At 45.3% G+C, this 22,073-nt stretch carries 16 protein-coding genes and 1 tRNA gene; 12 read left to right on the forward strand and 5 right to left on the reverse strand.

Features of this window, described 5'->3' with window-relative positions:
- The first annotated feature begins 755 nt into the window (after nucleotides 1-755).
- The 4 genes from EJ419_RS05420 to EJ419_RS05435 all read left to right on the forward strand — a co-directional run bounded on the left by EJ419_RS05420 (nucleotide 756) and on the right by EJ419_RS05435 (nucleotide 5,447).
- Nucleotides 756-2,039, forward strand: coding sequence for an ABC transporter substrate-binding protein (locus EJ419_RS05420; RefSeq protein ID WP_205668829.1), 1,284 nt, complete (start codon nucleotides 756-758; stop codon nucleotides 2,037-2,039).
- Between the two features lie 6 nt (nucleotides 2,040-2,045).
- A complete protein-coding gene (locus tag EJ419_RS05425; RefSeq protein ID WP_131284413.1) occupies nucleotides 2,046-2,993 on the forward strand; it encodes a carbohydrate ABC transporter permease in 948 nt (315 codons plus the stop codon).
- Nucleotides 2,993-3,943 carry a carbohydrate ABC transporter permease gene (locus tag EJ419_RS05430; RefSeq protein ID WP_131284415.1) on the forward strand — a complete coding sequence of 317 codons (951 nt, stop codon included), beginning with the start codon at nucleotides 2,993-2,995 and terminating at the stop codon, nucleotides 3,941-3,943. Before EJ419_RS05425 ends, EJ419_RS05430 begins: the two co-directional genes overlap by 1 nt.
- 292 nt (nucleotides 3,944-4,235) lie before the next feature.
- Nucleotides 4,236-5,447 (forward strand): Fic family protein, encoded by a 1,212-nt coding sequence (locus EJ419_RS05435; protein WP_165496246.1) that lies wholly within the window; start codon nucleotides 4,236-4,238, stop codon nucleotides 5,445-5,447.
- Between the two features lie 83 nt (nucleotides 5,448-5,530).
- On the opposite strand, the gene EJ419_RS05440 is transcribed toward EJ419_RS05435, so the two are convergent.
- From EJ419_RS05440 to EJ419_RS05455, 4 genes are all read right to left on the reverse strand, one after another.
- Nucleotides 5,531-6,448: an ROK family protein gene (locus EJ419_RS05440; RefSeq protein ID WP_131284419.1), complete on the reverse strand. Its 918-nt coding sequence runs from the start codon at nucleotides 6,446-6,448 to the stop codon at nucleotides 5,531-5,533.
- A gap of 451 nt (nucleotides 6,449-6,899) precedes the next feature.
- Entirely contained in the window at nucleotides 6,900-9,353 is a 2,454-nt protein-coding gene (locus tag EJ419_RS05445; RefSeq protein ID WP_131284421.1) for a glycoside hydrolase family 2 protein, read from the reverse strand.
- 48 nt (nucleotides 9,354-9,401) lie between these two features.
- Nucleotides 9,402-10,280: a glycoside hydrolase family 43 protein gene (locus EJ419_RS05450; RefSeq protein WP_131284423.1), complete on the reverse strand. Its 879-nt coding sequence runs from the start codon at nucleotides 10,278-10,280 to the stop codon at nucleotides 9,402-9,404.
- Between the two features lie 114 nt (nucleotides 10,281-10,394).
- Nucleotides 10,395-11,582 carry an MFS transporter gene (locus EJ419_RS05455; protein ID WP_131284425.1) on the reverse strand — a complete coding sequence of 396 codons (1,188 nt, stop codon included), beginning with the start codon at nucleotides 11,580-11,582 and terminating at the stop codon, nucleotides 10,395-10,397.
- 120 nt (nucleotides 11,583-11,702) lie between these two features.
- Here EJ419_RS05455 and EJ419_RS05460 point away from each other — a divergent pair, with 120 nt between their 5' ends.
- From EJ419_RS05460 to EJ419_RS05475, 4 genes are all read left to right on the forward strand, one after another.
- Nucleotides 11,703-12,722 (forward strand): helix-turn-helix transcriptional regulator, encoded by a 1,020-nt coding sequence (locus tag EJ419_RS05460; RefSeq protein WP_205668830.1) that lies wholly within the window; start codon nucleotides 11,703-11,705, stop codon nucleotides 12,720-12,722.
- A gap of 117 nt (nucleotides 12,723-12,839) precedes the next feature.
- Nucleotides 12,840-12,916: transfer RNA gene (locus EJ419_RS05465), tRNA-Met, on the forward strand.
- 178 nt (nucleotides 12,917-13,094) lie between these two features.
- Nucleotides 13,095-14,915: a hypothetical protein gene (locus EJ419_RS08395; protein ID WP_205668831.1), complete on the forward strand. Its 1,821-nt coding sequence runs from the start codon at nucleotides 13,095-13,097 to the stop codon at nucleotides 14,913-14,915.
- 112 nt (nucleotides 14,916-15,027) lie between these two features.
- Nucleotides 15,028-15,750 (forward strand): hypothetical protein, encoded by a 723-nt coding sequence (locus tag EJ419_RS05475; RefSeq protein ID WP_131284429.1) that lies wholly within the window; start codon nucleotides 15,028-15,030, stop codon nucleotides 15,748-15,750.
- 70 nt (nucleotides 15,751-15,820) lie between these two features.
- Here the strand turns inward: EJ419_RS05475 and EJ419_RS05480 are convergent, their stop codons facing one another.
- The gene (locus EJ419_RS05480; protein WP_131284431.1) at nucleotides 15,821-17,614 is read right to left on the reverse strand and encodes a hypothetical protein; all 1,794 of its coding nucleotides are present in this window, start codon (nucleotides 17,612-17,614) and stop codon (nucleotides 15,821-15,823) included.
- A 446-nt stretch (nucleotides 17,615-18,060) separates the two neighbouring features.
- Between EJ419_RS05480 and EJ419_RS05485 the strand changes: the two genes are divergently transcribed.
- Genes EJ419_RS05485 through EJ419_RS05500 form a run of 4 tightly spaced genes read left to right on the forward strand, consistent with a single transcriptional unit; the run spans nucleotide 18,061 to nucleotide 22,071 of the window.
- Nucleotides 18,061-18,657 (forward strand): ParA family protein, encoded by a 597-nt coding sequence (locus tag EJ419_RS05485; RefSeq protein ID WP_131284433.1) that lies wholly within the window; start codon nucleotides 18,061-18,063, stop codon nucleotides 18,655-18,657.
- A gap of 4 nt (nucleotides 18,658-18,661) precedes the next feature.
- Nucleotides 18,662-19,639, forward strand: coding sequence for a ParB/RepB/Spo0J family partition protein (locus tag EJ419_RS05490; protein ID WP_131284435.1), 978 nt, complete (start codon nucleotides 18,662-18,664; stop codon nucleotides 19,637-19,639).
- Nucleotides 19,636-20,451, forward strand: coding sequence for a hypothetical protein (locus tag EJ419_RS05495; RefSeq protein ID WP_131284437.1), 816 nt, complete (start codon nucleotides 19,636-19,638; stop codon nucleotides 20,449-20,451). The genes EJ419_RS05490 and EJ419_RS05495 overlap by 4 nt, the downstream gene beginning before the upstream one ends.
- 3 nt (nucleotides 20,452-20,454) lie before the next feature.
- A complete protein-coding gene (locus EJ419_RS05500; protein WP_131284439.1) occupies nucleotides 20,455-22,071 on the forward strand; it encodes a hypothetical protein in 1,617 nt (538 codons plus the stop codon).
- Nucleotides 22,072-22,073 lie beyond the last annotated feature (2 nt).

Here is a 22,073-nt window from a genome sequence, read left to right on the forward strand (position 1 = left end):
AATTGTAGCGCTAATAAGAACGATTAGTAGCGCAATGAGTGCATAGTGTACAAAAATAAATATTCGCGAATACTGCTGGTAGACATATCCAAAAAGTAGTCCCCATATACCAAGCACGCATATTAGGCATAAGCGCAATAGATTAGATGATATGGGCACGATCAACCCGATACATGACAGCGCAACTCCGATGCCAGAATATACATATTGTCCCATTTTATTTGTGATTAGTTTACGCATTTTGTCTCCTTTAGAATTTGCTACACTGCACTTTTCTATCTGCTTTATTTCGCGCATATAGTACTGATTCTTAGAAATAACAATCTCAGGAATTGTTGCTTCAAAGATAATTCCTCCTCGCTTAATGACGTACGTGTATCACGCTCATTGAGCATAAATCGATAATCCTCTGCGATGAAAACATATTCATCATCCTTATGGGCTAGTTCGCCGTTGATAGTTTTTCCCTGAGCTGCGTAAGATTTTGTAGGAAATAATTTTGTAATAATTAAACAAATTATTATCAATAACAATAAGTCATTTTTTTAGCCAACAACATTGTTGAATCCTTTCTTTATACGATATCTTATCGCCATTTCGCGTGATATTCATCATTAAACATCACTTTATTATTTTATCACTTTCCTTCATGAAACACCACAATAATCAACTATCACAAATGAGCAATTAAGAGTATAGTCAGCAATTGTAGGAGGGATGAAAACGGTTACGTTTTCGTCAACGAAGGAGTGATTATGATACACATGAATCTCCTTAGATTGAAAAAAATCACTACACGATTTACTGCTACTGTGGCAACGGTTGCATTGTCAGCGGCAGCTCTAAGTGCATGTGGTAGCACAAATTCAAACGTTGTTACCCTTGATTTCTTCCAATTTAAGTCAGAAGCGGCTTCGTGGTTCACGCAAAAGGCGCGTGAATTCGAAAAGCTTCACCCAAATATTCGTATTAATGTCAATAACACAGCAAATGCGCAAACGGACATGCGCACTCGCTTAGTCAAAGGACACGTGCCTGACGTCATTACTCTTAATGGCGATATTAGCTACGGAATGTTTGCAGCTACGGGCGTCTACCATAATTGGGAGGGCGATCCGATTACTGAAAAACTTAATTCTGGAATGCTCCAAATAGCTCGTGACCTTGTGCAGACGTCCAAGCAATCCGAGAAGAAGCTTTACGCTTTGCCGTATGCAGGAAATGCATCCGGTTACATTATTAACCGCGATTTGTGGACTCAAGCAGGGCTTGATCCTGATAATCCACCACAGACGTGGGATGATTTTATTTCAGCATTAAAGCAAATCCAAGATGCTGGCATCACGCCAGTAGAAGCATCATGGGCTGATACATGGACGTTGCAAGCACCTCTGGGATCATTAACAGGCACCCTTGTACCACTGAGCGAATACACCAAGCTCAAAACGGGGGAAACTAGTTTTGCGAAGTTATGGACAGATGTGGCACATAAAGAGGTAGAGCTGTATAAGTATGCCCAGAAGAATAAAGGCATTACCTATCAGCAGGCTACTCAGGACTTTGCAAACGGTAAAGCTGCTATGTTGCCTCTTGGAACGTACGCTATACCGCAAGTTACCTCAGTTAACCCAGATATCAAACTTACTTTTGCCAACATGCCTGCATCAAACGATGCCGATGCTCAAAAGCTCACCGCGGGCGATGATGTCGTTTTGACGATGAGTGCTACAACCCATCACGAGAAGGAAGCTCGACAGTTCATCGAGTTCCTTCTCGAAGAAGAAAACGTGATGCAGTATGCGAAGGATAATTACGCTTTTACACCTTTGAGGGAAACTGAAGCAGGAGCTGACCCTATTAAGTCAGTTCTACCGTTCTTCCGATCAAACCGCATCGTTGACTTCTCGGATCATCAAATTCCATCATCAGTTGATCTTGCTGGATATTTGCAAGGACTTGTTACGACAGGAAATGTCGATCAATTCATTTCCAACATGCAAAATTCATACGACAAAGTACAAGCACGAACTTTTGATTAAGGAGGTATGAGCATGGCAACAACATCACAGACATCACATGCATCACGTAATGATGCACACAATTTTGCACACAAAGCGAAGCTTTCTCAGCCTCGTCGAAAGGTTGATCGCGCATACTACTGGATGACCGTTCCAGCAGCAATTATTTTCGCATTCTTCCTCTATGTGCCATTTATCCAAGGAATTATGTATTCATTTACGAATTCCCAAGGATTTGGCTCATTTAGGTGGATTGGGCTCAGTAATTATTTGGCATTGTTCCAAGATGAACGCGTATGGCATGCATATGGTTTTACCATTTTTATTGCAGTTATCATCGCAATTTTGGTTAATCTGATTGCAATGTTCCTGGCGGTTTTGCTTAATTCACGTATCGCATTTAAGGGCGGCTTTAGAGCAATCTTCTTCATCCCTTATACTCTGGCTATTTTGATTATCGGTTACGTCTTCCGCTATATCTTCATGAACCCATTGCCAGCATTAGGCCAAGCTTTGGGAATTGATTGGCTCAGCGAGTCTATGCTCACGAATGCACAGCTCGCATGGATTCCTATCGTTTTCGTTTCCGTATGGCAGTCTGTAGCATACAATACTTTGCTGTATTTAGCGGGCTTGCAGACCATTGATCAGGAAGTCTATGAGGCAGCAGAAATCGATGGTGCAAACGCGTGGCAAGGATTCTGGAGAATTACTTTCCCTCTGCTTGGACCATTTGTCACCATTAATGCAGTTCTCTCACTCAAGGGTGCGCTTGGCGCCTTCGATCAGATTGTGGCATTAACGGGTGGCGGGCCTTCAGAGGCAACCGAAACCGTATCTTATTTGATTTATGCCAATGGTATGACGGGTGGCGAATACGCTTATCAGACAGCAAACGCAGTCGTGTACTTCATCTTGCTGGCAATCATTGGTTTCATTCAGCTAAAGTTCTTCTCGAATAGGGAGCAGATCTGATGAGCAATACACAAAATTCTTCAAAAGATTCTTCACAGACGATGGAAAGTAATCCTCGTAGCCCTATGGGAGCAATGGGTCGCCAAGGACGCAACTCTCTTAACGCATCCTCAAATGGTCAAAAACTCCGCCTTTCCAAGCAAAATCGCGTGAGCTGGCCACTGACCGTTCTTACCGCCGTATTGTCCCTTACAGTGCTTGTTCCACTGTATTTCGCATTCGTATCCTCTTTAAAGACCAATGCAACTATTGGCGGATTAGAGCTTCCACAAATTTGGAATTGGGATAATTATGCGAAAGCATGGGACTTGGTAAATTATCCACGAGCCGTATGGAATACGCTAATTATTACTGTGTGCGCAACTATTTTGACTCTTTTGTCGAACACATTTGTCGCATATGCTGTGGCGCGCAATATAGATAAACCATTCTTCCGCTTCATGTATTACTTCTTTGTAGCGGCAATGTTCGTACCATTTACTGTCATCATGTTGCCATTGGCGCAAGAAATCGGTTGGCTCCATTTAGATAATCAACTTGGCTTGATTATCTTGTATGTCGTCCTTGGTCTTGGAACGAATTTGTTTATCGGAATCGGTTTCATTCGTTCTATCCCAGAATCGCTTGAGGAGGCAGCGCGCATCGATGGAGCGTCTACATGGCGAGTATTTTGGCGCATTATTTTCCCTCTCATGGGACCAATTAATGCAACAATCGCCGTCATGACAGTACTGTGGGTGTGGAATGATTTCATGCTCCCATTGATTATCTTGACCGATCAATCAAACGCAACTTTGCAGCTGTCACAGTACGTCTTCTCCTCGCAGTTTACGATGAATTATCCTGTAGCATTTGCCTCATATTTGATGGCGATGGCTCCAGTGCTTATCGTTTACATCTTCGCTCAACGTTGGGTTGTATCCGGTGTTATGCGCGGTGCCGTGAAGTAGGGAGATTAACAGTACATTTGACAACTTCTTGGGGGTGGTTTCTCACGTTTTCTTGTGAGAAACCACCCCCAAGTCGATTCGTCTAAATATACATTTCAACCTAAATGACATCTTTGAGATGAATATATACTCATTTTTGGAATGCTATTATGCTTTTTAGAGGTAAAAAGCATAATAGCATTCATTTTTTGAGGTATTTTTGTCGCATAAAGTGCTTTTTTGACCAAAATGTAACTTTAGGCTATACTTTCTATCACTATTCGTCCCCCAATAATCGCATAAAGGAGCAATGATGTCATATAGAACTATTCGTCAGACACTTGCTATGAACGCATCATCATTGCCACCAGCAGATCAAGCGAAAAAGGAATACGACTCACGTTTTAATGGTTACGCATCATTTGCTAGCGGAGTAACTTTGGGCGATTTCGAAGTTTTTGCTATTGGCACAAAGGAACTGCAAGCATTAGATGTGAGACTATCAAAAAACGATTCTGAAATAAACAAATTATGGAACATACTACAAGAAGCAGCTAAGACATCCTATATTCGCGACCTTGTAGGTAACGAACTCAAATCATCCAATGAAATCGAAGGCGTACATAGTACTCGTCAAGAGATTAGCAATGCCATAAATGCAGCACAAAATGATAATACTCACACCCGTTTAAGCGAATTTGCGCATCTCCTTCTCAACCTTTCGAGCGCGGGAATCGAGCTTCCCCATTCATTGGAAGAAATCCGTGAGATTTACGATAGTGTGACGAGTGGCGAAATTTCCACTACCGATTTACCAGATGGCGAGCTTTTCAGAGCGCAACCTGTGCACATCTTCAACGGTTCAGGCAAAAAAGTGCATTCAGGAATTTCGCCTGAAACTCAGATTCAGGCGAAACTTACGCAATGGCTTTCACTGATTCACCAAGAGGATATCCCACCTATCATTCATATCGCGATGAGCCATTATATCTTTGAATATATTCATCCTTTTTACGATGGAAACGGTCGTACAGGTCGCTATTTGCTTGCTCTACATATGAGCAAGAAATTCTCTATCACTACCGCATTATCGTTAAGCACAGTGATATCTGATGCAAAAGGACAATATGCCAAAGTTTTCGATGAGACAGAGCATATCCTTAATTGTCAAGATGCGACTTCTTTCTGTCTTAAAATAGGAGAATTCATTGCAACAGCACAGGAAAACATCATTACGATTCTACGTGAAAAGGTCGCTGTTCTTGCAGATATAGAATTACGTTTCCTAAATCTTGACCTTAGCCTTGATAGCGAGACCATCTTGTCTCTCTTGATGCAGGAGCAGCTTTTCAATGAGTACTTCACTGGTTTTACACGTAAAGAGTTACAAGAGCATATGGAAATTGGATCACGAAAGTTGATGTCCATTCTTGAGCCTCTCGTCGAGCAGGGGTACATCATCACTCATGGGTCGAGACCGATTTACTATTTAGCAAATAGTGAGCTCATTGACGTTCAGATTTAAGTTATAGATTTTCAGTGTTATCTCGGCGGTAGCATCTTGCTACCGCCGAGATAACAGCTATTAATTCTAACAATTTATGCACACTACTTCGCTAATATCGCCGCAATTCCTGCCCCAATTGCTCCGACCGGAACATCCGGGGAAATGAGAGTTAACCTTGAAGGAATGTCTAACGTCGTCAGGAAATGACTCGACGTTGCGCGTCTGCTCAGCTCAGCTACGATTAGTCTGCGCAAAGGTTGCCCAGCCTTCGCAAGACCTCCTCCAATAAGAATTTTGGCAGGATCGTATGCTTGTGCAGTTATCTGGATTGCATCAACCATTGCGTGGATAACCATGGTTAAGATCTCACGCGCATCCTTTTCGCCGCATTGAGCAGCATAGATAAGGTTTTGCATCGTTGCGGGATTGTCCGTTTGCCACAGTCTGGCAATTGCTCCACCCGATGCAACAGTTTCCAAGCATCCTCTTTGTCCGCATGCGCACAGGAAGCGGTTAGGGTCGACCGGTATATGTCCGATTTCTCCCAAACTACCTGTTGATCCATGTAATATCCGACCATTACGAATGACCCCAGCGGAAAGACCACTACCGAAATTCATAAAAGCAATAGTTTGGTCTTCTGGAACCGTGCTCTCCGACACTATGGTTGCTCCCATAGCTGCAGCATTCACATCGTTTTCGACATGAATATCGAGATTTAATTGAGAACGTAATTGTTTCTCTAATTCGAGCTCAGTTATATTCAAATTCACTACATCTCGAATAATTCCCCGACGTGAATCTACTTGCCCAGGAATGCCTACGCCGATAAGGTCGATGTCCGAGTTTTGACTTCTCGCGATGAGAAATCTCACGACCGATACGATATCTTCAATCACGCAGTCCGCACCAGCGCGTGTGGGTATAGAGCGAGAGCAATACACATTGCCTCGCGCATCCACTAGAACGCCGTCTATCTTCGTTGTGCCGACATCAATGCCGACATAAGTCTTGCCCATAAGTCATCCTTCCTCGCATGACCCACATACCCTCTTCATCGTTTTTAGTTATGCTTTCGATAGTTGATTCGGAGAGTCTGCTACTCTGGTTGCTTTGTGTATGATTAACCTGCACAACCCCATACAACGCCTGAGCAATAATTTCTCTTACAGATATCTGTATAATTCTTCAACGAATCAGAAAGTATTCCTGAATCAAGTATAGTCCTTATTCGTAGAAAAAACTAGCGTTCACACATATAAGGGTGCATTAGAGAAAGAAATATTAAAATCACTGAGAGATAACAACGTTCGCATGGAACATTGAGTCTCAACATGTGGTTTTTGCTGTTCTTTTACGTCCATAGGATGAAATCAGTTTGAAGTCTTACCCTTAACAAAGATATCGGTCCTGCCTATTTCAAGTATATAAACAAACAGAACCGCATCTTTGAGATATAAGATAGATACTTTATTCCATAACTACTTCTAGCTCAACAGCAGCAGGCAGCAGACCTGCGCTAGCAACAGTAACTGTAACTATTCCACTTTCGACACTATCCGGCCTGACAACTGCGAGCGCCCTGCCCCGAAATGTTCGACACATTCCTACATCAAATCGTTCGTCAATTGCCGGATTCGCGCTGCCGAGAGCTTGTAAGCACCCTGCACCGCTAACTGTTACCGATACTTCGCAGTCATTATCAGTGATAACAGTTCCATTATCATCACATAATTCAATAGATACGAAACTTAATTCATCATCCTTGTGAGACAGATGAATACGATCTGCCACTATCCGAATACTCGAAACCTTCCCTGCACTACGAAGTTCATACCGTTCAGCTCGATTCCCATTTCGAATGGCATATGCTTCCAGCAAACCTGGTTTATATTCAATATCAAATAGCGCAAGACATTTCTTAGTATCTCCGGTGCTCTTCTTCCCAAGCGAAACTCCGTTCAGCATAAGTTCAACTTCCGGGGCATCTGAGTAAACCTCAACTTGAATTTTCCTACCTTCATACCCGGACCATGTCCACGAACTAATACTATCGCTCCAGCTCCACGGACTTCTATGCCCCTCAACGCCATAATGTTCAGGAGAAATCACAGCTATGTATGGTTCGTTTCTCAAACCAAAAATGATTTCTCGATAGAAAGACATCGGACGGCGCATACCGGTGATATCTAAATCTCCTACCCATGCATATCGCCAGGGGAATCCTGAAACAATTCCGTAACGCGGTACAGTATCATCAGGATAGCTAACGCGCCCTACTCCTGCTTCGCCCAGATAATCATATCCAGTCCAGGTAAAGTCTCCAATCACATGACTATAATTCTCAACCTTTTCCCATAAATCATCTATCTGCGATGGGTAAGTCTCAGATCCTACGATGACTCGTTGCGGGAAACGCGTTCTGTCTAATTCATAACGTCCTTGTGCATAATTGAATCCGGCCACATCCATATAGTCGAATCCTTCTTCAGTCATCACGGACGTAGACTCAGATGTAGCAATGTCACCCAGCATTCCATCAAGAGCTGCCATATTGCCATTAATACCTTTGCCTGTCTCAGCTTCATCCTCTTCTGGATTTGCCAAGACCGAAACCATCGTATTTACAGCACTCATAACATACCGAGAAGAATCTAACGAACGCACTTTTTGCGCGATTTTACGTCCCCATATAGCCCCGAAATTATTTCCACTCTCTGCCAACTCATTGCCAATGGAGTACAAGATAACACTTGGGTGATTGTAATCTTTCGCAATCATAGATTCGATATCTTTTTCCCACCACTGTGGCATATCAAGTGAATAATCACGCTCGGTTTTGGTAGATGTCCACATATCAAATGCTTCATCCATTACAAGCATTCCCAATCGATCGCATGCGTCAAGCATGGCACGGCTAGCCGGCTGATGAGAGCTTCGTATCGCATTAAACCCTGCTGCTTTGAGCTGTTCAATACGGCGTTCCTCAGCTCTGCCAAAAGTTGCCGCTCCCAAAATTCCATTATCATGATGAACACATGCACCACGAAGTTTTATTGGCTGCGAGTTGATGCGCAGGCCCTTCCGAGGACTTAACGAAAGTGTACGAATGCCGAATGCTACCTTAGTCACAGCATCCTTGAGAGGGCGATTTCCATCCGTGTCATCAATTTCTATTATCTGATATTCAAGACTATAAAGTGACGGATTTTCCACGCTCCATAATTGAGGATCATCCACGTATAATCTCTGACGAACTTCAATCTCACCATTTCCTTCGATTGTTATTGGTGAAGAGTGAGAAGCAACTATTTCACCAGCAGAGTTACAAATTTTTGTCATAACTCGTTTGCGCTCGAAAGAACGTGAATTATTCTCTACTCGGACACAAAACTCAATCGTCGCGCTCTCTTCATCAAGTTCACGTGTTGTAATTCGCTCAGAGTTTGGAATAGCATGAATTAGAGAATCAACATATAAAGTCGCAGGGCGGTAGATTCCAGCGCCTGAATACCAACGCGAATCATCACCCGCCATCGCACATACTTTGATGATATTCGTCTCACCATACTTGAGATACGGATTAAGGTTGATTTGAATTTCTGAATATCCGTTTGGACGATTAGCTACGAAAGCTCCATTCACATAGACGCGAGCACGACTATAGATGCCTTCAAACAATAAAGTAATGGACTTATCTATCCACGAAGTAGGAACATCAAATTCCTTTTTATACTCCACAATCACGTCAGGATAATAACCGCTAGATGCACCTGATGGTGCATGCGGATCTCGATCCAACTCAATCATTGCATCATGAGGAAGTCTTACCTCCTTATACGAACCGCCCATTCCTGTCATCTCGTTGAAAAGATTAGACTTTGGACGCACTTTCCATCCTGTATTAAATGCATGAGCTGTCATAACAAACCTCTTTCAATGATGACAAAACTTCTTTACTCGCCATTGCTCTCAAACGAGTGCAATATCTAACTTTCCATCGACTTCCGTTAGAGGAGCAAAGAATGGATGCTCGTGATAGAAATCATTCGGAGCATGCATAACATAAAAAATATTGCCCTCATAATCCTTTAGGACCATTCCATGGCCACCATTTTCTACCACACTTTCATTATCATGTGACCAAGTTCCTGTGATACTGCCGTTATCAGAACGAGCCACACCAACGCTATACCCCTGCGACCCCCAACTCGACCACAACATGATAAGTTCATTATTATTGCAACGATACAAAAATGGGCCATCAGAAAAGTAAGCATCCCCATCAATGCCAAACTCGGCTTTTGCAAAAGGAACCGACGAATTCCAAGCCGCATCACATGCTCGGAATAATACAAAAGGTTCGCCTTTTATTCCAGAAAAATCATCTTTAATTTCACAAGCACACATATCACCCTCTGGCACATCTTCTAATGTATGCGAATAAACTACATATAAACGTCCATCCTCTTCGTAGATGGTGCCATCAATACATGCTTCATGATTAGGCGTTAGTTTCGCTAAATAAGAGAACGGGCCTGTTGGATGATCTGAAACGAATGCATACACACCTTTTTTCCTACCATCAGATGATCCTAAAGTACTGACAAGATAGAATTTCCCATTACGTTCATAGCATTCAGGAGCCCAATAGTTTTGATCAGCCCAAAAATCGTCTGATTTATCGAAGATAGAAATTGGTTCCGACCAATTGACTAAATCATCACTAATATACACGTCCCAACCATTCATAGCTCCCCAACAGGATGCGCTACGAGTGCCATACATATAATATTTTCCAGCACTTGTCATAATGAATGGATCTCGAATATTTATTTCCTGATTTTTCATGATATCTCCTGTGAAACAGACCAAATAATACGCTTAAGTAACACTATTTTTCTAAAAATTATTGGACGATGTAAGGGCAGCAACGAATGGAGATACATTACTGCCCACGTCTTGCTACTTGGTTAACCCGATTGCCTTTTCAAATCCCTTCTTTTGGAAGTTCGTCATTATTAGAACAGCAACTGTTACTGCTGCTAATACTGCACACACTGCCAATGCACCTGTAGCACGAGAGCCAAAGAAGGAATTGATTCCATTGACAATATATGGGCTTACAAAACCGCCAAGAGAATTAAAGATATTTAGTACAGCCATAGCTAGTGGGATAAAGACTGGTTGCACAAGCACAGTCATCATAAATGGCGCCGATGCAAAGTAGAAACTCATTGCTGCATTAATAAGGAACGAAGCAACAGCCTGTGCCCATACCACTGGAACAAATGCACCAATCGTTAAGCCGACTGTAATCATGGTGAAAGTTATAATAAGCATATAATTACGACTCTTCTTCGCAATTGCTCCTACTCCAAGACCTGCAAGCAATCCACCAATCTGGCCGACAGTGGAAATAATTCCTGAGACATCGCTTCCACCCAGATTATTTTGATGAATAATAAGCGAATAATTAACGTTGTATGCACTGCATACCAGCATGAACATGAAACCTATAATTCCCAAAATAATAACAGTAGGATTGAGCACTTCTTTAATGCCCTCACGAGTATTAGCTCGATGGTTATTCTCATTATTCTTGTGCGATGGAAGCGTGAATAGAGCAAGAATAAATACGACAATTGCTGCAGCGTAAACTAAGTACGCGCTAAACCATGATGATGTTCCCAGCTTTCCCGCAAGAAGACTAAAGACCATCATACCTACGCTCGCAAATACAGTTTGCAGACCCAACATTCCTTGACGCTGCTCTACTGGGAAATTCTCCGCAATTAAAGCTGGGAGAATATTGCTCAAAGTTCCCGTACCCACACCGACAAGACCAGCGAAGACCACTAAAACCCATACATCAAAATGAATGAGGTACGGTAGAAGACCGAAAACAGCGATAAGTCCTACTCCACCTAGAGCAATACTCTTTGTCGAAATATTCATAGCAAGTCGACCTACAGCAATGGCAGCGAATAACGCAGTCAAATTTGAGATCGAGATAATGAGTTGAATACTATTAAGCTCTTTACCGCTAAAAGCCGCAACTATTAACCCCATAATTGGAGAAATAAATAGCGACGCAAGGTTAAGCGTTGCGATAGAAAGAATTCCTATACGTGCAGATAATGACTGTTTCATTACGCACTCCTTAAAATCCACTTTGATTCGTTATTACAATTTCATAATAATTGTTGAAACGAAAGGATATTATGCGTATTAGTTACCAAAAACTGCTCTATTATGACCTATACTGGGGTTATGAAATACAAGGACGGTTCACTTCCACAACTTCCTACGCTTGATATCAAACGAATCGATTCACAAAAGATAGATGACATCAAACTCTACGTTGATTTCATAAATATCGGCGACAATGATATTAGAATTTCACGCACACGCGCGCAAAATGCCGTACACGCTTCCTTTAAGAACCTGACACGCGTTGTGGGAGATATTGATTCATCAGAAAATTTTGCTATCCTGACACATCGCCCCGAACATGTATCACACTTGCATTATCACGATCATTTTGAACTCACTTATGTTTCTGATGGATCAATGTTATTAATCACCGAAAATAATACTTATGTATTAGAAGAGGGAGACTGTATCCTCGTACCACCCAACACCGCGCACGCTCTTGCTCCAATTGAAAACGAAGGACACTATCCTCTGGAAATTGATTTTCTTATAAAAAATGAGTTCCTCGAAGCCATTAAAAGCTTAAACATCTACGAAGAAATCACCCCTCTACACGATTCCACCGAATGTCTTCTCATCGAGGAGCCCTCTTTTGCTCACCAACTAGACCGAATCATTACTACGTATAGCGCATGCTCATATCATGTCAACTTTTCTGTGCTTGGCGCCATACTATCTGCGTTTCATTCATACAACATCATCATGAATCAGCATCAAACTATTCCTGCTTTACAAACTCGTATAAACACAATTATTGAGCACAATCTCACAGATGTAACAATCCCTCATATTGCTAGTGAACTTGGTTATAGCATTGGCTATCTATCGCGCAAAGTTAAAAAGGAAATCGGCACAACAGTAGGAAAGATGATTATAGATGCGCGCCTTGATGCAGCACAGGATTATTTATCGCGTACCTCTTATTCCATTGAGCGAATTGCCGAGCTTATCGGATACGACAGTGTAAGTTACTTGTACAAAATATTTTATGAACGCTTTCATCAAACTCCTGCACAATACCGATCTTTATTCGCCATTGACCACGAAGCAGCAACTCTATTAGAGGAAAATCACTAGGAATTACGCGCTAAATTTATCGCACTCCCACTACGCAACACACCGCACAATCCGCTATCACTTGACACACTTTCGAAAATGTGTAAACTTGATAAAGCTGTCTTTAAGATAAGCCGACGCGGGGTGGAGCAGCTCGGTAGCTCGCTGGGCTCATAACCCAGAGGTCCATGGTTCAAATCCATGCCCCGCTACCATGTAACCCGTGGATTCTATGGAGGAGTCCACGGGTTTTTTCGTGTTCTTCCTCAGCACTAGTTTTATTTTTTATTGGATTGCCCTGAACTGGGTGGTTGGATAAAAAATAAGACCCCAACCTCAGCATAAGTTGGAGTCTTAGTGTTCTTTCTTACAGCAAGTAAGAAAGGAACCAAATTGAACACTTCAAGTGTATCATCAGTTTCGACTTCTAGCAATGATCTCGTGTCGTTTACTCTTCCTGAGTCTACTTTCGCCTTGGATACGGTTAAGCGTGATGAGATTCGCGGTTTAACGATTGAGGAGCAGCAGCGCTGGGCGTCTACGGTGACGAATCATACGCGCGACTTGCTTATTATCCTTGAGGACAGTGTTGAGGCAGCAAATAATAACTTGGCTGCATTCTGCATGAGCTTAAACGAAGCTATATCTGGTGAGGCGTGGCAAATCCTTGGCTATACCACAATCCAAGATTACGTCCAAACCGAATACAGCCTCGACAAGCTGGGCAAGAATCGCGCTGTGCGCGGCCAAGTAGCCAACGTACTTAAGACGACAGGTGGATTTAGCAACCGCGTCATCGCTAGCGTCATGCACGTCTCTTATCAGACAATCAATAATGACATTAAGCAAAATGCTGTGCAACTGACAAATAATTTGTCAGTTGCACAGTCCTCAACTTCTGGTCACGATAAGAAAAATGACCAGAAGTCGCCTTCGAAATCTCTGGGGTTTGATGGTAAGTATAGGAGTGAGAAGCGTGATGAGGGGTCGAAAGTTCGTGATTTTCTTGAGTTTTCGTTTTTGATTGATGTGAAGCATATGTCGTATCGTCAGGTGGAGGCTGTTACGGGTGTGCCGTTTAAGACGGTGGATGCGACCCTTGGGTTGGATCATGTGGATAATAATTTTCATCGTGCGGTCACGCGTAAGTTTATACAAGCACGTCAGTATGTTTTAGCGCATCCACACGCGTCGATGGGTGTTGTGGCGACTGAGTGTGGGCTTACTCCTGATGGGTTGGAGTGGTTGTTGTCGGAACAGGGGTGGCTTCACTCTCGTCGCCATGAGCATGGTACTTATAACCCGGTGAAGAGTGTGGTGGCGTGTGTGGTGTTTGAACCTAGCATGGAGTATTGGGTTAAGCACCCGTATGAGGCGGCAGGTAGTTTGCAGCTTAATGATGATGCTCATACGCCTATTACCGTCTCTGACTTGGGGGTATTTATTGGCCGTAAGCAGGCTACAGTGTCGTATCATTTGGACATGTGGCGCAAAGAGATAGCGCACCGTTTAGAAGTCGATGCGGCGAATGTTGCTCAAAAACAATTGTTAGAGTTAGAAACCGCGCGCAAACCTCGCCAAACCCACTCTATTGCAACTATTCCACTTCCATCGGAGACTGCCGCTCAAGCAGGTATCAGCATGGATACCACACCAGAGGCCACTGATGTGGCAGAGCATACTCAATCCCATGTTGACGTGACATCGATGAGTTCTAATGAGCTTATGGATGTTCAGGATAAGGGTGCGGGCTGGCAGGTGGTTAGTCGTGACGCGTTTTATGCAATGGCTTCTCCTCATCGTGTGGGTGTGATGTGGGATGAGAAGGTACGCGACCAGCCACGTACATTACAGATGATGGTGTCCGATGTCGAGAGTGTGGCTCGTTCTCTGGCCACGGGTGGCTCTACGGGTGTCGAGGTGAGTAAAGACGATGCGAAAAAGTTTGTTGACATGTCTGCTGCGTTCACGAAGCTTGCCTCGACTTATGCTCTGCTGGTGTCGCGTCGTAGCGAGTTTTTGACTAACGCGTCCTTAGAACAGAAGAAAACACTTATTCAGAGAGTGGATGAGTGTCTAGAGAATTTGACTTTGTTGTCTCAAGCTCTGCACGATCCGGGTAGCGTGCGCTCTATTAGCGCGTCCGATTCTGCTACCGATACGGATGAAGATGAGTGGGACGAACTCGAAGATCTCATGGGAAGCAACTGGTAATGAAAATGCTGCTTATAGGATTAATGGTAGGTATGAAAAGGCCACGACGCCTTTCCAGAACATTAATTCTATTTGTTATTGCTGTAAAAAGAAGTAAGGTTTGGGAGTCACCGTGGCTGATATGAATACTAACACGAATACTACTGGTTTGTCTAGTAGTGATACAGAGTTTGTTTCGCGTGCTTTGTGGCAGATGGGTTTGCTGTCTCATTGCTACAGGTGGCAGTCTACTACGGGTGAGAATGCTTCAACATTGTTATCCATGGTGTTTAACCGTGTGTTGACTCTTATTACTCCTGAAGATATGGATGAGGTTCGTCGTGGGTTTTCACCCACGGGCACTAATTTCCAAGCATGGGTGTTAACCATTGCACGCAATATTGTTCACGAGGTTCAGCGCGATGTATTAACTATGGGTACGGGTCGTAATAGTTCCCTGTCGTTTGCATCATTGGATAGTATTCCAGGTGCTGGTGATGTGCTGATTACCCGGTTGGAGTCTTTAGCTTCTCATGGTAGAGAGCATGATGATTTGGTAGCGTTGCTTGCCCACGAGTTGACCGTGAGTCGTTCTGATTCTCTTATTGATCAAACTCAATCATGGTTGGACACTATCGGTGAGGCGTATAAAAAGTATTATTCAGCACGTGAATGGTCTCGTCTTGTCCGGTTAATGCAAACATACCAAAACAAGCCGATGATGGACACGGTGAAAACGTGTATTACGACATGTTTTCATTCCCACGTGGTCAGCGAAACTCAGCTTCAAGCATTGCATACTACGTATGTGAGTGAGAGTCAACGGTTGAAGTTACAGCGTACTCATCATATGTAGTGTACACTTGATTAGTGTAGAACAAGTAAGGGTAAGGGCAAGGATGCTTTTACCCTTCATTTTTTGTGTTTTATGCGGTCAGTTTAAGCAGCATGCTTCGCGCGACTGTGTAGTCGGGTTGGTTACCTTTTCGTGGGTATCGACTAGCAAGGAGGTCGGTGAGGGTGTGCGCGTAGCGTGCGTGTTTGCGTCCTGTTTTCTCATGGTGTTTCTTGGTTAAGTGTGTGGTTTCTTGGTGCCACCATGCCCATAAGAGACGTTCTAACTCGTATATGTGAGCACGTGTTCTGACTGTTCCTACGCACTGGTGGTTGTCTGCGATATTGTCCAGCATTTCTAACCGGTCGTCCTGGCTCATGGTCATGGTGTGGGTGACGAGTTTATTGCCGGGTTTTATTCCTATTCCGTGGCTGGTGCACGCGTCGTGTGCGGCGGTGGTAAGCCATGTGGTCAGGTTGTGGAGCAGGATGTTTTTTATGGTGTCGAGAGTAGCGGTAGTGGGGGCGTATTTACTTGTGTCAAGGTTATAGCGTGTATTGCCCTCTAGGCTAGTGTTTGCAGTGTTTTTAATGATGGTGTAGGTGTGGGCTATACGACCGTGGGCAGGCGTGGTTAGATCGATAATATGCTGGGCGATGAGTCTGTGGAGGCTGTTGGCTGCGGCTTGGCGGCTTATTCCACAGGTTAGGGCGATGCGCCTGGTGTCTGCTTGGATGGTGAGCCTGTTAGCTTTTAGGCACCAGAGGCTGAGTGTGTTGATGACGCGTTGGTCTGTTGCTTGCCCTGTGGTGGTGATGTCACGATTCATGTTCCAGTTATACAGGTGGTCGATTGCCATGATGGTGTCCTGGTAGCGGCAGGTAAACTCGCTGTCATGTCCCGCGTATAAGCGGTGACTGGTGGCGATGGTGGTGACGGCTTTTTTCCACATGCGTGCTATGACAAGCCTCATACTGTTTATACCTGTTGTTGGGCGGGTGCTTCGTGTTCCGTCCGTGTTTTTGCGGGTGAACGCGTGGATGAGACTGTCTGTCTCCTGGTGCTCTGTGATATAGGTGAGGGTGTGAGTGTAGGTCCAGTGTGCTTTGACCATGCCCAGGATTATTTGATATAGGCGTGCGGACGTGTCCGTGTGTGCAGTTACGGGGGTGCGTAGTAGCATCATGATGTAGCGTGACAGTGGGCGTAGAGTACCTGGTAGGTATGGCATGCCTGTCTCGTCAAGACGCACACTCCCCTCGTTGAGTGTAGGTTGTTCTACGGGTGTTGTGATGGTGTCTGCTTTTTCTTGCACTTTCTCCAACAGGGTTTCAATTTGAGACTCTGTTGTTGACGGGTATAAAAGAGTATGAATGGATCCGCTGATGGGTGTGCTTGTGCCACTGGTGTGGTGGGGCGAGTATGGTGGGCGTACGCACCCGGTTGCCGGGTTGGTCAACGGGGTCGGGTCAACACTGGCATACGCGTGGTGCATAAGTAGGGCGAGATGGCGTACGAGAGTAGCGTTTATGTTGTCCTTGCAGGCGATCCAGATATGGTATCCCCCGTTATCAGAGGAGTGGCACACCAAATACTCAATGTGTGTTTCGTCGAGGAGGCGTGTAATGTCCTGTAAGTTCTTGTCGACGAGGGTTTGACTGTTGTCCTCGTCTGTTGTGTGGTGGTCGAGGTCGAATACGATATACTGATACGCGCCCTGGTAGGCTAAATAGAGTGCCCACGGGGTGCCCGGTTGCACGCGTGTTAACGCAGTGTCGCGTGTGTCGTTGAGGATACGCCCGTTTGCCGCGCGCTTGTATACGCGCACACTATCCCTGAGGCTTATCTCGTGGGTGAGCGTCCACGCGTCCATCACCTCTACCATGATTTACCACCTTCCTTACTTGTCGTATCGATATCGATACACGGATATGTGTCGATATTTTTGTCTTCTACTAGTAATGACGTGAAGAAAAACAGTTCATCAATATCGATGGATTTATGCAACGTTTTTGACGCACTTTTCCACCCCACAACACCATATAAAGCTCTTCACAAGATGGGTTACTACTATATGTACGGCGTGTCGTGTTGTGCGCGTGATGAGGGGGGGTCATCGATATCGATGGAATGATTTGGAGGGTGTCATTACTTAATAGAACCCCCTGTTCTCCCCTTATTTTTCTAAGGATAAGGAGAACAGGGGCGGATACTAGGTCAATAAAAAGTTTATGAAAAACACGGTTTGTGTGTTTCATCGATATCGATGAAATGCATACGACCACTTCTGGTCACAGTGACCAGATGAGCGTGTATGGAAGGGAGTTTGGTATGAAGATTGCGATTGCTAACGCGAAGGGTGGGGTGGGTAAAACCACGAGTGCATTGTTTTTAGCGTCTGCTGCCGCGTTGCGTGGAATAAAAACGCGGGTGTGGGATGCGGATGTTCAAGCCTCAGCGTCGTTGTGGGCGGATAAGGCGATAGAGATTGGACAGGATTTACCGTTCGAGGTACAAGCCGCAAACAAATCTACGCTCATGAAGCCAACCGATGCGGATGAGCTGGTGTTTATTGATACTCCTCCGGCAGGTGATGTGATGCTGCACGCGTTAAGCGTCGCGGATGTGGTGATTGTGCCGATGAGTGACACGTCGATGGATTATCAACAAACATGGATCACCATGCGTAACATTCCTGACACAACACCCAAATTTATATTGCTCACTCGTGCTGAGGAGACGACGAACGCGTTTAAGAGTCTGATTCGCGCGTTAGATGAGCAACAATTGCCTCGGTTTAGTGCGGTGGTTAGGAAGCGTCAAGCGTTAAAACTCGCGGTAGGGACCAATCCTAGAAAATTGTATGAGTATGGAGACGTCCTGACCGAATTATTGTCGAGTGTTCGCCGTGCTGAGGGTGAGGAGTAAGAGTATGGGACAGGGTTTTGATCCGTTTACTCCCACCACACGCAGCGTAATGAGCGATGGGAAGACGAGTATTTTCTCGGACAAGGCGCGCGCTAATCTGCCGGAGAAATGGGCGCAGCGTGTTCAAGACATGAGTCTGGTGGCGCTTGTTCCGTTTAAAGATCACCCGTTTAAAGTGGTTGATGATGAGGCTATGGCGTCTTTGACCGCATCCATTGAAAGGGATGGTATTCATACTCCCCTTCTGGTGCGTAAAACAGGTGATGGTCGTTTCGAGATTCTCTCGGGACATCGGCGTTTTCATGCTGCTCACTTGTTGGGACTGACCACGGTGCCGGTGATTGTGCTTAATGTGGATGATGATCAAGCCACGATTATCATGGTCGACGCGAACTTGAATCGTCCTAAACTGCTTATCTCGGAGCAGGCCAAGAGTATGAAGCAACGCTACGATGCGTTGAAACACCAAGGAGCCCGCCATGGTGTTGATGGTATTACCACCGCGCAGAAACTTGCTGTTAAGTATGCGAAGAGTGAGGCAACCATTCGCCGCCTAGTCACACTAGGTTCTCTGCCGGATGTGATTTTAGACCTGGTGGACGTGAAAAGGATTAGTGAGGCGACAGCGCGCACGATGACCTCGTTTACTACTCGAGAACTCACCACCATCGGTGAGTATATGAGAAGCCACCCCAAGGTCAAACTTACCGGGGAGCTTGTTGCCGAGCTTTCCACGCATGGCATGGATTATTACCCGTTGAACGAGGCGGCGTTAAACCGGCTCTTCACACATACGAGTGAGAAGAAACTTCCGGACATGCCATCTGTCAAGGTTACGATTCCGCGTGACCTCTTACCTAATGATGTGCTTTCCCCTGACCAAGTTACCCGATACGTGCTGAGTGCACTCAAGCACTATCAGAAAACAGGAAATCCAGTAAATTCAGCAGAAGACATGACTAATCAAGGAGTTGTATTGTGACCAGTGGAGCTTTGTATACGTTATTGGTGTGGTGTACACCGATTGCAGCGTTCGCGTCTGCTTTGCTGTTGTTTGCTTCGTATTATGTCAGTTTTGCCGCGCATTCGACGATGCGGCGGCGTCTGGCGTATACGGGGTTGTGGATAGCAGGTATCGCGCAATGCGTTACACCTATCGCACTGGTGTCAAACCTAGATGTGGCTATCCCGTTGGTTGCTCATCATGCGCAGGCGATGATTATTATGATGGCGTGTAACGCGGTGAGTTTTTTTGTTTTCACTCTCCACGCAGCGTTATTGTTACGTCCGCGTTATGAGGATAATCCCGCGTACGCGTATTACTCGATGCTGCCCTGGGAGCTTAAACGTTTCGTGGATGATCTCACCCATCGTATTCCCGTGCGCGATGATTATGAAGAACTGCGTCATGAGGGGATGAATGATTTTATGACTCACGCCATGATTGAGTCATACCGTTTCGTCAAACCAGATCGTCATAACTGTTTCGACGGGTTCATTAAAGGTGCTGCCTGGGCGTCGGGCGTGTGTGATTTGTTGCCTGATGAGGTGGAATGGCTTCGTAGTCAGCATGCTGATATTGAGGCGACGCAAAAGGCATTGTATCTTTTGTTCGCGTACCGTTCCTACTCTCTCATGCCTCATGAGGAACCCTATCCAGATCTGAACCCTCACCCTAATCCTGTCATCCCTCGTGAAGACGAGTCCGAACTCAGTGAGGATGAGAAAGAAGTTCTGCATTACCTGCTCCACTTCACCGACCACCTGCGCAAAAACGAACTTGACAAGGGGTAACACATGTATGGATCTCACCCCACACCACACACTCCAGCCGAGACAGCAAGCACGCCCCTGCCCGAAGAAGTATCCAGTCAGGGCGCAAGCACACCACCTCCACGGGTTTTAACGCGTAAAGAATTGAAGGCTTTGCAAGCCCAAGCCCTGCGTGACCTGATCAGTCAAGACATGGGACTCACCCCACCAGAGGAAAACCCACCCACCACTGGTAGGTTACATCTTCTCACTCGTTTCCTCCAGACGAAACACCGCGATACAGTGAGCGACGATTGGCGTACTGAGAGTGTAACCTCACCAGAGGTCACGCCTGCACCGTCTATCCCCCATGTCACATCAGGAGCGTCTTCACAGGTCGTCGTGGACTCTCCAGATACGGGTGAGGAGGAGGATTCTTTCAACGAACTCTCCGACTACTTTACCCACAGTGATCCACTCCCACAAACACCACCCATTGATACAACTGATATACCAGTGGTAGACACTGAGCAAACTACCCAGATTGCTCCGCGCATCCATCCTGTAGTCGAATCTGAGAGTATACCTGAGAATAATCCAATGGGGAATGGGTCACCTGTTTTTGCTGATGACCTACCAGCCCCCACCGCTATTGTTTCTTCAGGTGAGGGTGAGACCACTTCTGGTCACGATGATCACACGTCGGTGGATAGTCCGGGCATGTATCCTGTGTCGTTGCCACTCGTATACGCGCCACTGCCCTCACCTACTGGTCATCCGCATCGTAGGCCGTCAGTGAAGCAACTGTTGGTTGTTCTTCTTCCTGTTCTTATTCTTGGCTTATGCGGAATGGTTGCTCTTCCTGTGTATATGAGTCACGTGCACTCCTCGTGTCGCACCTCGTGGCAGGCGTATAAGACTGCTTATGACCGGTATGCGCGTGTGTATGAGGATGGGATGCGTGTGCTCTCTTCTACACACCATGACATGGTAGATAACCCTCAAACTCTCACCGTTCTTCAGGGTGTGCTCACACGCACCCCACGTGTGATGACACCATCATGTGACGTGTCGCCCACCAGCTTACACACCGCATGGGAATCCACTCGTGTATACGACAGTGAGGCTACTCGTTTGAGTACGCAAGCTAAGAAAATCACAACACACATCAATGCTGTGACAACGAGTGTCGAGTCCAAGAAAATCCTCACCGCGAAAACTACTCTAGAGACCACTATTCGTGAGGCGAAAAACCTCTTAGCCTCCTCAAATGGCACAGTGGCGGATAATGTGACGCGCGACAAGCTCGCCACCCTCATCTCTGAATCTGAGAAAACTGTACACGCTAAAAAACCAACCGTGAAGGATATGACAGCGATGCAATCGCGTTTATCCGATGCGATGAATGCTGTAACGCACAGTGTCCAGGCGAAAGCTGATGCGGAGAGGAAAGCTCAAGAAGAAGCAGACCGTAAGGCTCAAGCACCCGCCCACCAGCAATACTCCCCTTCTGTGCCAACCCCACGCTCAACACCACGGTCTACGCCACGTACGACGCCTCGTCGCAACAATAATGGTGGCTCTAGTGGTGGAGGTGGTGGTGGGAACTCGTGGAGTGTTCCCCAAGATCAGGGGGACGCGTATCTACCAGGACAACTCTAAAC

Source organism: Alloscardovia theropitheci, from assembly GCF_004332295.1.
GTDB classification, from domain to species: Bacteria; Actinomycetota; Actinomycetes; order Actinomycetales; family Bifidobacteriaceae; genus Alloscardovia; species Alloscardovia theropitheci.